We start from the raw sequence: 14766 nt of genomic DNA, 5'->3' as shown, positions 1-14766 counted from the left end.
GAGGCGCTGAAGACCGGCGGCACGGTGGCGCGCGGCTATGTCGGCGTGCAGATCCAGCCGGTGAGCGACGAGGTGGCCGAGGCGCTGGAGCTGAAGGACGCGCAGGGCGCGCTGATCGCGCAGGTCCAGCCGGGCACGCCGGGCGAGAAGGCCGGGCTGAAGGCGGGCGACGTGGTGACGGCGATCGACGGCAAGGCGGTGAAGGACTCACGCGAGATGTCGCGGGAGATCGCGCGCAAGAAGCCGGACACGGTGGTGAAGCTGAGCGTTCTTCGCGATGGCAAGTCGATCACGGTTCCGGTGACGCTGGAGCAGCTTCCGACGGACGTGGCCTCGGTCGACCCGAGCGGCGAGCAGCAGGAGAAGGCGGGCCGCGAGGTGCCGCGTCTGGGCCTGTCGCTGGCGCCGGCCAAGGGCGTCGCCGGCGCGGGCGAGCAGGGCGTGGTGGTGACCGAGGTCGACCCGAACGGCCCGGCGGCCGAGCGTGGCATCGCGTCGGGCGACGTGATCCTCGACGTGGCGGGCACCCCGGTGTCGAGCCCGGCCGAGGTGCGCGACAGTCTCGCCAAGGCGGCCAAGGACAACCGCAAGGCCGTGCTGATGCGCGTCAAGTCCGACAAGGGCACCCGCTTCGTCGCCATCTCCCTCAACGACGACAGCAAGGGCTGAGCCAGGCCCGCGCCTATAGACGACGGCGACATACACGCCGCCGTCCCACCCCATAGGCAGGTGCCCGGTCCTTCCCCCCCCGCCCCACCCTGGACCGCGGTGCCACCGGTCGCGGGACGCTCCCCTAACAAGGAGCGTCCCGTGCCTGAAGCAGGACATCCCTATCGAAATCGAGAGCCTCGATAGTCGGGAGACAGGAAATGGCGTACATGGAGAATGATCCGAATCCCGCCTCCGTTCTGTCTTCCCGGTCGGCCGAACGTCGCGACGCCTACACCGTCGAGCGTTCGGACCTCAAGAAAAGTGCTGAAGAATCCGCCATGCGCCTGCTTGTCGTCGAGGATGACCGCGATGCCGCCGAGTATCTGCGCAAGGCCTTCCATGAAGCGGGCCATGTGGTCGACATCGCCGGCGATGGCGAGGACGGGCTCGCTCACGCGCTGGACGGCGGCTATGACGTCCTGATCGTCGACCGCATGCTGCCGCGTCGCGACGGCCTGTCGCTGATCAGCGAGATGCGCGCGCGCGGCGACAAGACGCCGGCCCTCATCCTCTCCGCGCTTGGCCAGGTCGACGACCGCGTGACCGGCCTTCGCGCTGGCGGCGACGATTATCTGCCCAAGCCCTATGCCTTCTCCGAGCTTCTCGCCCGCGCCGAGGCGCTGGCGCGGCGCGGCGGGCCGAACGCGGCCGAGACCTTCTACCGTGTCGCCGACCTTGAGCTCGACCGGCTCGCCCATCGCGTCACCCGCGCGGGCCAGGAAATCGTGCTCCAGCCGCGCGAGTTCCGGCTGCTGGAATATCTGATGCGCCATGCCGGGCAGGTGGTGACCCGCACCATGCTGCTGGAGAATGTGTGGGACTACCATTTCGACCCGCAGACCAACGTGATCGACGTCCATGTCTCGCGCCTGCGCTCCAAGATCGACAAGGGCTTCGAGCCGCCGCTGCTTCATACGGTGCGCGGTGCGGGATACATCATCCGTGACATCGCTCGGTAGGCTGCTCCGCACCACCGCATTCAAGCTGATTGCGGCCTATCTGCTGGTGTTCGCGGTGTTCGCCGGCAGCGTCATCGCCTATCTCGGCTGGCACACCCAGCGCCTCGTCACCCGGCAGGCAATCGAGGCGATCGAGAACGACACGCGCTTCATCACCAGCCAGTACGACCGCGGCGGCATCAATCGCGTGCTGCAGGTGGTCTCCCGCCGCTCGCGCGCGCCGGATGCCGGGCTGATCCTGCTGACCAATTTCTCCGGCGAGCCGATGGCCGGCAATGTGCTGAACCTGCCGCTCAACTTCCTCGACAAGGCCGGCTGGCGCGAGATCGACTATGTCCGCGAGGAGGATGCCGGCAGCCGGCCGAGCCGCGCGCTGGTCCATGTCGTGTTTCTGCCCGGCGATTTCCGCCTGCTGATCGGGCGCGACATCGTGGAGCGCGAGGAACTGCGCCAGATCATCATCCGCCCGGCGGTGTGGGGGCTTGGAGTGCTGGTGATCCTCGGCGTCGCGGGCGGGCTGTTCGTCACCCGCCGCGTGCTCAAGCGCATCGACCAGATGACCGCGACCGCCGAGACCATCATGGCCGGCAACCTGTCGCGCCGCCTCGCTGTTGCCGGCACCGGGGACGAGTTCGACCGGCTCGCGCTCAGCCTCAACGCCATGCTGGAGCGCATCGAGACCTTGATGGCCGGTCTGAAGGAAGTCTCCGACAACATCGCCCATGATTTGAAGACCCCGCTGACCCGGCTGCGCAACCGCGCCGAGGACGCCTTGCGCACCGCGCAGGGCGATGAGCAGTGGCGGGCGGCGACGGAGCAGACCATCGAGGAATCCGACGGGCTGATCCGTACCTTCGACGCGCTGCTGATGATCGCCCGCGCCGAGACCGGGCAGGCCCGCGCCGGCATGGTGAGCTTCGACCTCGCCGAGACAGTCTCCAGCGTCGCCGAGCTCTATGAGCCGGTCGCCGACGAGCAGGGGCTCGACCTCACCGTTTCGGCGCCGGAGCCGCTTCGCGTGCACGGGCTTCGCGAACTGTTCGGTCAGGCGCTCTCCAATCTCATCGACAACGCGATCAAGTACAGCACGCCGTCGCTGCCGGGCGAGCGCGGGACCATCCGCCTGATGCTGGAGCGCCGGGGCGAGGAGGCGTGCCTCACCGTCGCCGATTCCGGCCCCGGCATTCCCGAAGCCGATCGCCAGCGCGTGCTGGAGCGATTCGTCCGGCTTGAGGCGAGCCGCACCCAGCCCGGTTCCGGGCTGGGCCTGTCGCTGGTTTCCGCCGTCGTGCAGCTCCATGGCGGTGCTATCGAACTGCAGGACAATGAGCCGGGCCTGCGTGTGGTGATCAAGATACCGCTGGAGGCCGGCAGCTCACCGGATAGTGCCTCCTGAAACGGCAAATGCCGAACCTGAGAGCACTTTTGCAACTATATTGCCCTAAGGTTCACGAAGCGGGTGGAGCACGGCGGGGCTGATGGCGGAAAAGCGCGGCAAGGCAGCAGGAAAGACGACGACCGATCGCGGAAACGACGGTCTTGCCGCCCATATGCGCCTTGCTTCGGCCGGGGAGCCCGCCGGCCGTGCGACCACCGCCACGGACAGCCTGCTGGCCGACGCCCCCGCCGCCCTGCGCAAGCGCTTGGCCGCGCTGCTGGCGGTGCATCCGGCGGCGCAGGCCGTGCTGAACGATGTCGCCGAGCACTCCCCCTTCCTGTCCGATCTGATGCGTGTCGATCCGGCGCGCCTGCTTCGCATTCTGGAGGCCGATCCGTGGGCCGGGCTTGCCGCCGCCCGGGCCGAGGCGCGCGCCGTGATCGACGCCACCGACGACGAGGCCGTCGTCATGCGCGCCGTGCGCCGGCTGCGGGCGGAGGCTGCGCTGACCATCGCGCTGGCCGATATCGGCCATGTGTTCGATCTCGACGCCGTGACCGCCGAACTCACCGACACCGCCGATGCCGCGATCGCCGCTGCGACCGGCTTCCTGTTCCGCGAAGCGGTCGCGGCGCGCAAGCTGCGCAAGGCGGGAACGAGCGGGCAGGGCTACACCGTGCTCGCCATGGGCAAGCACGGGGCGCGCGAGCTGAACTATTCCAGCGATGTCGACCTGATCGTGCTGTACGATCCCGAGATCGCTCCCTTGGCCAAGGATGTCGAGGCCGCACCGTTCTTCGTGCGGCTCACGCGGTCGCTGGTCCGGCTGATCCAGGAGCGCACCGGCGACGGCTATGTCGCGCGGGTCGACCTTCGATTGCGCCCCGACCCGGCCTCGACCCAGATCGCGCTCTCCATCGACGCGGCGCTCGATTATTACGAGCGCGAGGGCGCTACCTGGGAGCGCGCCGCCTACATCAAGGCGCGGCCGATCGCCGGCGACATGGAGCTTGGCCATCGCTTCCTGCGCCAGCTCTCCCCCTTCATCTGGCGGCGCTCGCTGGACTATGCGGCGGTCGCCGACGTCCACGCCATGAAGCAGGAGATCCACGCCTTTCGCGGCCATGAGGCGATCGCGGTCGAAGGGCATAATGTGAAGCTCGGGCGCGGGGGCATCCGCGAGATCGAGTTCTTCGCCCAGACCCAGCAACTCATCGCCGGCGGGCGCGATCCCTCGCTGCGCACCCCGCGCACGCTGGAGGCGCTGGACCGGCTGGCGGGGGAGGGCTGGATCAGCAAGGCCGCCCGTGACGAACTGGGCGAGGCCTATCTTTACCTGCGCCGCGTCGAGCACCGGCTGCAGATGGTCGCGGATGCGCAGACCCACACCCTGCCGGATGATGACGAGACGCTCGCCGGATTCGCCCGCTTCATGGGCTATGCCGATCGCGAGGCTTTCGCGGCCTCCCTGACCCGGCAATTGATGCGGGTGCAGCGCCATTACGCCAAGCTGTTCGAGGACGCGCCGCCGCGCGCGGCGGTCGAGGGCCGGCTGGACTTTCCCCCGGAAAAGGACGACCGCGAGACGCTCGCGACCCTGTTCAAGCTCGGCTACACCGAGCCGCAGGCCGCCAGCGCCATCGTGCGCGAATGGCTCTCGGGCGATTGCCGCTCGCTGCGCCAGGGCGCGGCGCGCGAAAGGCTCGCGGCCGTGGTGCCGCTGCTGCTGGACGCGCTGGCGCGGGGCGGGGCGCCGGACACGACGTTGAAGGCCGCTGACCGTTTTTTCCGCGAACTGCCCTCCGCGCTGCGCTTCCTCTCGGCGCTGGCCCGGCATCCGGACCTCGTGCGGCTGCTCGCCACCATTCTCGGCACCGCGCCGCGCCTTGGCGAGATGCTGGCGCATCGTCCCTCGTTGATCGATGCGCTGCTCGACCCGGCCTTTTTCGGCGCGCTTCCCGATGCGCCGGCGCTGGAAGCCCGGCTGTCCGCATTGCTCGCCGAGGCCGAGGACGAGGAGGACCTGCTCGACCGCGCCCGCCGCTTCCGCCAGGAACAGCATGTGCTGATCGGCGTGCGCATCCTCTCCGGCACGCTGCCGGCGGCGAGGGCGGGAGAAGCTTTCGCCCGGCTGGCCGATATCATCATCGGCGCCTTGGGGCGGCAGGTGGAGGCGCGCTTCCGCGAGGCGCACGGCACGATTGCGGGGGCGGAAGTCGCGGTGCTGGCCATGGGCAAGCTCGGCGGGCGGGAAATGACCGCGGGCTCCGACCTCGACCTGATCGTGCTCTATGATTTCGACGACGAGCACCCGGAATCCGACGGACCTCGCCCGCTTTACGGCGCGCAATATTTCGCCCGCCTCACCCAGCGCCTGGTGAGTGCGCTCACCACCCCCACCAATGCCGGCCAGCTTTATGAGGTCGACCTGCGGCTGCGTCCCTCCGGTCGCTCCGGCCCGGTCGCCACCCGCCTTGCCGCCTTCGAGCTGTACCAGCGCGATGAGGCATGGACCTGGGAGCATATGGCGCTCACCCGCGCGCGCATCGTCTCGGCGTCGCCCGCCTTCGCAACGCGGGTCGAGGCGGCGATCGCGAGCGTGCTGCGCCGTCCGCGTCGTGGCAACCATGTCGCGGCCGACATCGTCGACATGCGCGGCGCCATCGCCTCCGAGCGCGGCGACGACAATCCGTGGGACCTGAAGAACGCGCGGGGCGGGCTGATCGACATCGAGTTCATCGCGCAATATCTGGTGCTCACCTGCGCCGCGAAACATCCCGAGGTGATGGAGACCTCGACCGCCCGCGCTCTGGCGGCGGCGGTGAAGGCGGGCGCGCTCGGCACCGAGGACGGGCAGGTGCTGATCGCCGCCTGCAAATTGCTGCACGACCTCACGCAGGTGATGCGCCTGTCGCTTACCGGGCCGTTCGTGCCGGGCGATGCGAGCCCCGCTCTGCGCCAGTTGCTGGCGCGGGCCGGCGGCATGCCGGACTTCTCGACGCTGGAGGCGCATCTCTTCGAGACGCAGGCCGAGGTGCGCGCGATCTTCGAGCGGCTGCTCAACGAGGCGGTGTCCGCCCGCCCGCGCCGCCGGGCCTAACCGGCCCTGAGCTTTTCCGCGACCAGATCGGCGATGGCGAGGCTGGCGGTGAGGCCGGGGGATTCGATCCCGAAGAGCTGCACCAGCCCGCCGACGCCATGCTCGGCCGGCCCGTCGACGCGGAAATCCGCCCCGGGCGCTCCCTGCGGCGTGATTTTCGGCCGAATGCCGGAATAGGCGGGGGACAGCGCCCCGTTCGGCAGCGCCGGCCAGTAGCGGCGGATCGCGGCATAGAACACATCCGCCCGCGCCGGATCGACGTCGTAGTCGAGCGCTTCCACCCATTCGGTGTCCGGCCCGAAACGCGCCTGCCCGCCGAGGTCGAGGGTCAGGTGCACGCCGAGCCCGGCGGCTTCCGGCACCGGATAGATCAGCCGCGAGAACGGTGCCCGGCCGGGCAGGGAATAATAGGAGCCCTTGCAGAAATAGGCGTTCGGGATCGCGTCGGCGGGAATGCCGTCGATAGCTCGCGCCAGCGCCACCGCGCCGTGGCCGGCGGCGTTGACGAAGCTGCGGGCGTTCAGCGCCATCGGCTCCGCCCCGCCGACGTGCAGGTGAATGCCCTGCGCCGTCACCGTGCCGCCCTCGATCGGGGCGTTCAGCGCGATCATGCCGCCGGCATCCTCCAGATCGCCCTGCAGCGCCAGCATCAATCCGTGGCTGTCGATAATGCCGGTGGACGGCGACAGCAGCGCCGCATCGGCGTGGAGCGCGGGTTCCATCGCGCGCGCCTGCGCGCCGTCGAGAAAGCTCAGATCCTCCACCCCGCAGGCCCGCGCATGGGCGTTGATGCCCGCGAGCTTCTCGCTCTCGGCCGCGCCATTGGCGACAATCAGCTTGCCGCAGCGCCGATGCGCGATGTTGCGCTCCGCGCAGTAGCCATAGAGCCGGCGGCGACCCTCGACGCAGAGCCGCGCCTTCAGCGATCCGGGTGCATAGTAGAGCCCGGCGTGGATCACCTCCGAGTTGCGCGCCGATGTTTCCGAGCCGATCAGCCCGGCTGCCTCGATCACCAGCACCTCGCGGCCGGCCAGCGCGAGGGCGCGGGCGATGGCGAGCCCGACCACGCCGGCGCCGGCCACGACGCAATCGATCGCCTCGCCTTCCGGTTCGCTCATGGCGCTGTCAGTCCTGCTGTGCGGAGCCGCTGCGGTAGTGTAGCGCCGGCCGGCCATTCAGCGGCAGGCGAATAATTACGGTGGTGCCGACGCCCTCATTGGAGCGGATGCGCATGGTGCCGCCATGCAGTTCCACCAGCGACTTGGCGATGGCGAGGCCCAGCCCCGAACCCTTGTACGTCTTGGTGAACTGGCTTTCCACCTGCTCGAACGGCTTGCCGATCTTGGCCAGCGCAGCTTTGGGGATGCCGATGCCGGTATCCTCGATCACCAGCAGCGCCGCCTGCTTGGAGCGGCGGGTGCGCACCGCGATGCGCCCGTTTTCCGGGGTGAACTTGATGGCGTTGGAAATCAGGTTGAGCGCGATCTGCTTGAGCGCCCGCTTGTCGGCTTCCAGCGTGATCGGCGCGTCTGCCTCGCTGGTGACGCGCAGGTGCTTCTCGTCGGCCCGCACCGCCATGACGCGGATGGCATCGGCCAGCACGTCGTCCAGCGAGGTGGTTTGCAGCGAGAGGTGCATCCGGCCCGCCTCGATCCGCGACATGTCGAGAATGTCGTTGATCACGTCGAGCAGATAGCGGCCGGAATCGCGGATATCGCGGCAGTATTCGTTGTACTTGTCGTTGCCGAGCGGGCCGAACAGCCCGCCTTCCATCAGCTCGGAGAAACCGATGATGGCGTTGAGCGGCGTGCGCAGCTCGTGGCTCATATTGGCGAGGAATTCGGACTTGGCGCGGTTGGCGTCCTCGGCCTTGGTCTTCTCGTCGGCGTAGTTCTGGGCGAGTTCGGCGAGCTGGAGCGCCTGCATTTCCAGCGTCTGCTGCGATTTGCGCAGGTCCGCCACCAGCGCCATCAGCCGGCGCTCGCTGTCCATCAGCCGTTCTTCGTGGCGCTTGAGCGCGGTGATGTCGGTGCCGACCGAGACGAAGCCGCCATCCTTGGTGCGGCGCTCGGCGATCTTGAGCCAGCGCCCGCCCTCGATCTGCGCCTCGAAGGCGCGGGCGCCTTCCTCGGGGCGGTCTTCGGAGCGCAGCGGAATGCGCACCACCGGCTGGCGCGCCTGCGCCGCCACGGTCTCGAACGGCGTGCCCGGCACCACGGCGGTGTCGCCGAAGCCGTGCAGCGACTGGAACTTGGAATTGCACATCACCAGCCGGCCGCCCGCATCCCACAGCACGAAGGATTCCGAGATGCTTTCGATCGCGTCGCGCAGCCGCATGTCGGCGGTGGCGGTGCGCTCGGCGAGGCGGCGCTCCTCGGTGACGTCGACCGCGATGCCGACGAGGTGCGGAGGCTCGCCATTTTCCTGCGCGACCACCTCGGCCCGCGCGCGCAGCCAGACCCAGCGCCCGTCGGCGTGGCGCATGCGGAACATGCGGTCGATGGTGCGGCCCGGCTTGTCGGCGATTTCCTGCGCGACTTCATAGAGATTGGTGTCGTCGGGATGCACGAGGGCGGCGACCTCGGCGAAGGAGATGAGGTCGTCGCGCGGCTCGTGGCCGAGAATTTCGAACATGGATTCCGACCAGAACATGCGCCCGCGGCCCATGTCCCAGTCCCACAGCCCGCAGCGTCCGCGCGAGAGTGCGGTGTCGATGCGTGCGCGCACCGTGTCGTAAATGCCGTCGGCCTCGCGGGCGCGGGTGGCCTGCCAGTGGAAGGCGAAGCCGAGGATCAGCAGAACCGCGCCGGTGGTGGACAGCAGCGTGACGGTGAGGATGGTGTCCGATTGCCAGGTGGCCAGCGCCCCGCCGATCGGCTGGATCGCCACGAGCTGGAGCGGCAGAGTCTTGAGGTTGTGCACCGCCGCCAGCGCGGGCGTGCCGTCCGGTAGCGCGACTTCGAGCACGCCGGCATTCTCGGCGAAGATCGTCAGCGCCTGCACATTGGCGATGAGATGGCGGATGTCCTCGGCCGTGGTCGGCTGCGGATCGAGCGTGGCGACCACGCTGCCGGAGGAATCGATCAGCCCGTAGCGGCGTCCGTCCTCGTCGGCGCGGGCGGGAAGGCCGGCGCGAAGCAGGGCGTCCGGCGCATCGCCGGCCTTGGCGTGCGCGCGCATGTCGCTGGCAATGGCGAGGGCGAACAGGGCAAGCTCGTCTTTGGCGTCGGAAATGGCTTCGGCGCGATAGGCGCGGGTCTGCACAACCGCCGCGATGGCGACGATGGCGATGAACGCCACGATCAGCGCCGGCACCGCCTTGCGCATGAAGGGCTCGGCCTCGACCAGCCGCTGATAGGCCGGCCTTGCCACCGACCGGGCGAGCCCCCGCATGGCCTGCACGCGCACAGATGCGCCTACAGCGTTGGCGCGAGCCATCGCCGATCCCCCCAAATTCCCCATGTCCCAATTCGTGCGACCGGAGCGACGTCCCGCATCCCTCCGAATCACCTTGATTTGAATCGAAACGACCCCCTCCTGTCTAGAGTCCCGGGGAGTCAAGACGGCTGTCGAGACACGGAATTGTTGAGTGTTAACGGGTGCTTCGCCGCTAAAGCTGAGTCTCTTCCGGGGCTTGCGCCGGTTGTGATGGACGCAAACTTTCTTGGGGTGCTATTCGCTCGGGCCATTCGCATATCCCCTGGAGGACATAGTCATGAGCGAAATCTGGTTCCGCACCGGCGAGGCGACCGTTCTGGCCGCCGACGGACAGTTTACCGATGCCATGCCCGAGGTGCTGATCGGGTCGGTGCGCGGCCCCGCCGGCCATGCTTTCGCGTCGATGATGGGGCAGGTCCAGGGTCACACCCGCATGTTCGTGGTGCGCGATCTCAACCAGCAGGTGCGCCCCGCCACCATGATGACGACCAAGGCGACGATCCACACGCTGGAATATGTCGACCTGCTGGGCGGCGTGGTCCAGGGCGCCATCGGCGACGCCATCGTCGACGCGCTCAGCGAGGGAATCCTGCCGAAAGAGGCCGCCGACGAGATCTGCATGATCGTGATGATCTGGCTCGATCCGCGCTGCGCCGAGGATCCCAATCTCGACAAGGCCGACCTCTACCGCACCAATTACGAGGCCATGAAGCTCGCACTTGAGCGCGCCATGAAGGGCGAGCCCACGGTCGAGCAGCTCATCGCCAACCGCAAGAGCGTGAAGCACTACGCGCTGGACGGCGTGGTGGAGTACTGAGGCGCCGGACCTTACGGCCTCACGGCATCTGGCCATCGGCCGGCGGCGGGTCCACCGTCGCCGGCGCGGACCGTTCCGAGCGGGGCAGGAGGCGCATCGCCGCGCCTTCCTGCGTCGGCGCGATGGCGATCGCGTTGCGCCCGCCCTGCTTCGCGGCATAGAGCGCATTGTCGGCGGCACGCACCAGCGCGTTGAGCGACGTGGCCGGGCTCCGCATCTCCGGCCCGAGCACGGCGACGCCGATGCTGATGCTGACCAGATTGAACGAACTGCCGGCATGCGGCAGCTTGAGGGCGCGCACGGCGGCCAGCATGTTTTCCGCCACGGTCACGGCTTCCGCCTCGCCGGTTTCGGCGAGCACCGCCACGAATTCCTCGCCGCCATAGCGCGCCACCATGTCGCTTGAGCGGCGCGCGTTGGAGCGCAGCGCCCCCGCGAGCAGGCGCAGGCACTCGTCGCCTTCGGGGTGCCCGTACAGGTCGTTGAAATCCTTGAAATGATCGACGTCGATCATCAGCAGCGCGAGCGAGGAGCCGTTGCGCTCGCGCCGGCGCAGTTCGAGCGCGAGCACCTGGTCGAGCTTGCGCCGGTTCGGCAGTTCGGTGAGCGGGTCGATCTCGGAGAGCGCGGTCAGGCGCCGGTTGGCTTCGATCAGCTCGCTTTCCAGCGCCTCGCGCTGGCGCACGGTCGCGGAGAGTTCCTCCTCGATCTGCTTCTGGTGGCTGATGTCGACGCTGGTGGCGATCACGCGCAGCGGTGCATCCTGTCCGCTGTCATTCTCGACGACCTTGCCGCGGCTGAGAATCCAGAGCCAGCGTCCGTTCTTGTGCCGGACGCGGTAGATCGCCTCGAACTGATCGGCCTCGCCACGGATCAGCTTGTCGAAACGGGCCTGAACCTGGCGCCGGTCCTCCGGGTGAACGATGCCCCAGGCCACATTCTCGGCGCCGGCGACCGCTTCGTTCAACTCATAGCCCAGAACCAGCTTCCAGTGCGGTGACCGCCAGATCACTCCGCTGCCGAGATTGTACTCCCAGATCCATTGCCTGGCGCTCTGCAAGGCAAAGTTGCAGAGCTGCTCCATGTCCTGGAGCGCCTTTATCGCGGCCTGCTCCTCGGTGACGTCGAGCATGGCGCAGGACAGGGCGACGATCGCGCCGTCGGCGTCGCGGTAGGGATGCGCCTTGACGCGGAAGGTGCGCCCGGTGCCGGGAAGCTCGATCAGTCGCCGGGCGGTCAGCGCTTCGCCGCGATCGACCCGGCGGAAGCCTCGCTCCAGCAGCGGAATGGCGGCCGGAAGCACATCGCCGATGGCCGCGCCGACAAGCTCGGCGAGCGGCCGACCCAAGGATTGGGCGAGCCCCTCATTGGCCGCTATGCAGCGCATCTGCCTGTCCACGAGACAGAGCGCAGCCGGCGAGCTGCCATAGGCTTCGTCCAGCGAAACGGTATCGAGATAAGGTTTTAGTGCCTCGGTGCTCAAAGCACTCTCCAATACCGAAGGATTATCCTCGTAACATTAGCTCAGTATCCGTTGCTCCGATATCTGCCTTAACCGCACAGGTGATATTATGTTTTTCAGGGTGGATTATTGATCTTTTCAATCAAAAGATCCGGCCTGATCGGGAGTACATTTTCTCAATCAGGTCAGCGGGAGCTTTTTTCTTCGCGGGACGTCGATCAACTCTCGCGAAACGTGTGTCAGCCGAGCGAGCGGCCGGCAATGTCCGCCACATCCGGCGACAGGCCGGGCGTGCGGGAAACCCGCTGCAAGGCCGCCTCCGCCGCTTCCCGCCGGGGGGCATCCAGCGAGCGCCAGCTTCGGAACGCCGCCAGCAGACGGGCGGCGACCTGCGGGTTGATCGCGTCCAGCGTCAGCACGGTCTGCGCCACGAAATCGTATCCGGCCCCGTCGGCGCGATGGAACTGGGTCTGGTTGGCGGCCGCGAAAGAGCCGATGAGCGAACGCACCCGGTTCGGGTTGGTCATGGCGAAGGCGGGATGGGCGGTGAGCGTGCGCACCCGGTCCAGCGTGCCGGGTTCGGCGATCTGCGCCTGCAGGGCGAACCATTTATCGATCACCAGCGGGTCGCCCTGGAACATGGCGTAGAAATCGGCCAGCGCCGCCTCGCGCTCCGCCGGCACGGCATGGGCCAGCACGGAAAGCGCGACGAAGCGGTCGGTCATGTTGTCGGCGGCGCGGAACAGGCCGAGCGCCCGCGCCGGTCCGTCCCCGGCGCCGGCAGTCGCCAGCAGATCGAGGCAGGCATTGCGCAGCGCGCGCCGTCCGGCGGAGGCCGCGTCCGGCGAATACGGCCCCGGCACCGCGAAGCGCTCGAAGGCGCCGGCCAGCGGCTCGGCCAGCGCGCTGCCGATCGCCCGGCGCAGCGCGAGCCGCGCGGCGTGGATGGCGTCGGGGTCGACATCGCGGGCGATCTCGCGGGCGACGTCGCCCTCGGACGGCACGGAAAGCGCCTGCGCGATGAAGGCGGGGTCGAGCGCGGGGTCGGCGAGCACCGCGCCCAGCGCCTCCACCAGCGGCGCGGCATCCGGCGTCGCGCCGGCCCGCGCGGCGTCCACCAGCACGCCGAGCGCCAGCGTCTGCGCCGCATCGAAGCGGTTGAACGGGTCGGCGTCGTGGCGTGCGAGGAAGATCAGGTCCTGCGTCGACAGGTCGGTGACCAGCTTCACCGGCGCGGAAAAGCCGCGATTGAGCGAGGGGCGGGGGCGCTCGGTGACATTCTCGAACACGAAGCGCTGCCGCGCCTCGCTCACCAGCACGACCCCCGGCGCGCCATTGCTGCCGCCGGCCGGCTGGAGCGGCAGGTCGCGGCCGTCCTCGCCAACGAGGCCGAGCGCGAGCGGGATGAGCATCGGCTGCTTGTCGATCTGGCCCGGCGTCGCCGGCACGGTCTGCGCGACATCGAGCGTGAAGGTCGCGCCCGCCGCGTCCCAGTGGCCGGCAACCTCCAGCCGCGGCGTGCCGGCCTGCGCATACCACAGGGCGAACTGCGACAGGTCGGTGCCCGTCGCGTCCTGGAAGCAGGTGAGGAAGTCCTCGATGGTGGCGGCGGTGCCGTCGTGGCGCTCGAAATACAGGTCCATGCCCGAGCGGAAATTCTCCTCGCCCAGCAGCGTCTTGAGCATCCGCACCACTTCCGCGCCCTTCTCGTAGACGGTCGCGGTGTAGAAATTGTTGATCTCGCGATAGGAGGCGGGCCGCACCGGATGGGCGAGCGGGCCGGCATCCTCGGCGAACTGGTGGCTTTTCAGCAGCCGCACATCGGCGATGCGCTTCACCGCCCGCGAGCGCTGGTCCGAGGAGAATTCCTGGTCGCGGAAGACGGTGAGCCCTTCCTTCAGGCAGAGCTGGAACCAGTCGCGGCAGGTGATGCGGTTGCCGGTCCAGTTGTGGAAATATTCATGGGCGATGATCGCCTCGATATTGGCGTAGTCGGCGTCGGTCGCGGTCTCCGGGCTCGCCAGCACGTATTTGTCGTTGAAGACGTTGAGCCCCTTGTTCTCCATGGCTCCCATGTTGAAATCGGCCACCGCGACGATGTTGAACACGTCGAGGTCGTACTCGCAGCCGAACAACTCCTCGTCCCAGCGCATGGAGCGCTTGAGCGCGTCCATCGCATAGCCCGCGCGTCCCGCCTTGCCGGGCTCGACATAGATGCCGAGTTCGACCTCTTTGCCGGTCGCGGTCATGAAGGGTTCGGTGATGCGGTCCAGCCGGCCGCCGACGAGAGCGAACAGGTAGCAGGGCTTGGGGAACGGGTCGTGCCACACCGCGTAGTGCCGGCCGGTACCCTCCACCTCGCCGCTTTCCTGCAGGTTGCCATTGCCCAGCAGCACCGGCGCTTCCGCGCGCTCGGCCTCGATCCGGGTGGTGTAGACCGAGAGCACGTCTGGCCGGTCCGGGAAATAGGTGATGCGCCGGAAGCCTTCGGCCTCGCACTGGGTGCAATAGGTGCCGCTGGAGCGGTACAGCCCCATCAGCTTGGTATTGGCGGAGGGGTCGAGCAGGGTTTCGATTTCCAGCAGCACCGGCTGCTGCGGCGGGGCGAGGATGGTCAGCGCGGAAGGGGTCGCGACATAGGCGGTGCCGGCCAGCGCCCGCCCGTCGAGGCTTACCGCTTTCAGCACCAGCTCGTCACCGTCGAGCACGATGGGCGAGCCCGCGCGTCCCGCCGGGTTCGGGCGCATTGAGAGGCGGGCGAGGATGCGGGTGGCGCTCGGGTGCAGCCGCACGTCGAGTTCCACCGTGTCGACCAGCCAGTCCGGGGGCCGATAGTCGCTCAGGAGGATCGGCTGCGGCTCGGTGGTCGATGGCATGGAAGGCTCCTCAAGGCACGCGACC

The 14766-nt window shown here is 68.4% G+C and carries 9 protein-coding genes; 5 read left to right on the top strand and 4 right to left on the bottom strand.

All coding sequences use genetic code 11. The features are described 5' to 3' along the window. The 4 genes from MKI84_RS15360 to MKI84_RS15345 form a co-directional block, all read left to right on the top strand. The coding region (locus MKI84_RS15360) for a PDZ domain-containing protein (RefSeq protein ID WP_241620909.1) at positions 1-669 on the top strand (669 nt) is incomplete at its 5' end. A 320-nt stretch (positions 670-989) separates the two neighbouring features. Next, a complete protein-coding gene (locus MKI84_RS15355; RefSeq protein ID WP_241620942.1) occupies positions 990-1670 on the top strand; it encodes a response regulator transcription factor in 681 nt (226 codons plus the stop codon). Then, on the top strand, positions 1654-3066 hold the full coding sequence (locus MKI84_RS15350; protein WP_241620907.1) for an ATP-binding protein: 1413 nt from the start codon (positions 1654-1656) through the stop codon (positions 3064-3066). Before MKI84_RS15355 ends, MKI84_RS15350 begins: the two co-directional genes overlap by 17 nt. Positions 3067-3148: 82 nt before the next feature. Next, entirely contained in the window at positions 3149-6148 is a 3000-nt protein-coding gene (locus MKI84_RS15345) for a bifunctional [glutamine synthetase] adenylyltransferase/[glutamine synthetase]-adenylyl-L-tyrosine phosphorylase (protein ID WP_241620905.1), read from the top strand. Here MKI84_RS15345 and MKI84_RS15340 read toward each other — a convergent pair. Next, a complete protein-coding gene (locus MKI84_RS15340) occupies positions 6145-7266 on the bottom strand; it encodes an NAD(P)/FAD-dependent oxidoreductase (protein WP_241620904.1) in 1122 nt (373 codons plus the stop codon). The genes MKI84_RS15345 and MKI84_RS15340 overlap by 4 nt on opposite strands. 7 nt (positions 7267-7273) lie before the next feature. Next, complete coding sequence (locus MKI84_RS15335) at positions 7274-9586, bottom strand: PAS domain-containing sensor histidine kinase (protein WP_241620902.1); 2313 nt, start codon at positions 9584-9586, stop codon at positions 7274-7276. Between the two features lie 277 nt (positions 9587-9863). On the opposite strand from MKI84_RS15335, the gene fae reads away from it, so the two are divergent. Next, positions 9864-10403 (top strand): formaldehyde-activating enzyme, encoded by a 540-nt coding sequence (gene fae / locus MKI84_RS15330; RefSeq protein ID WP_241620900.1) that lies wholly within the window; start codon positions 9864-9866, stop codon positions 10401-10403. Between the two features lie 19 nt (positions 10404-10422). Here the strand turns inward: fae and MKI84_RS15325 are convergent, their stop codons facing one another. Both MKI84_RS15325 and pepN read right to left on the bottom strand, forming a co-directional pair. Further along, the gene (locus MKI84_RS15325) at positions 10423-11886 is read right to left on the bottom strand and encodes a sensor domain-containing diguanylate cyclase (protein ID WP_241620898.1); all 1464 of its coding nucleotides are present in this window, start codon (positions 11884-11886) and stop codon (positions 10423-10425) included. A gap of 218 nt (positions 11887-12104) precedes the next feature. Next, positions 12105-14741: an aminopeptidase N gene (gene pepN / locus MKI84_RS15320; RefSeq protein ID WP_241620896.1), complete on the bottom strand. Its 2637-nt coding sequence runs from the start codon at positions 14739-14741 to the stop codon at positions 12105-12107. Positions 14742-14766: the final 25 nt, after the last annotated feature.

Source organism: Ancylobacter gelatini, assembly GCF_022601675.1.
GTDB lineage: Bacteria > Pseudomonadota > Alphaproteobacteria > Rhizobiales > Xanthobacteraceae > Ancylobacter > Ancylobacter gelatini.
The sequence above is the reverse complement of the archived record's forward strand: the minus strand, read 5'-3'. Positions and strand labels throughout refer to the sequence as shown.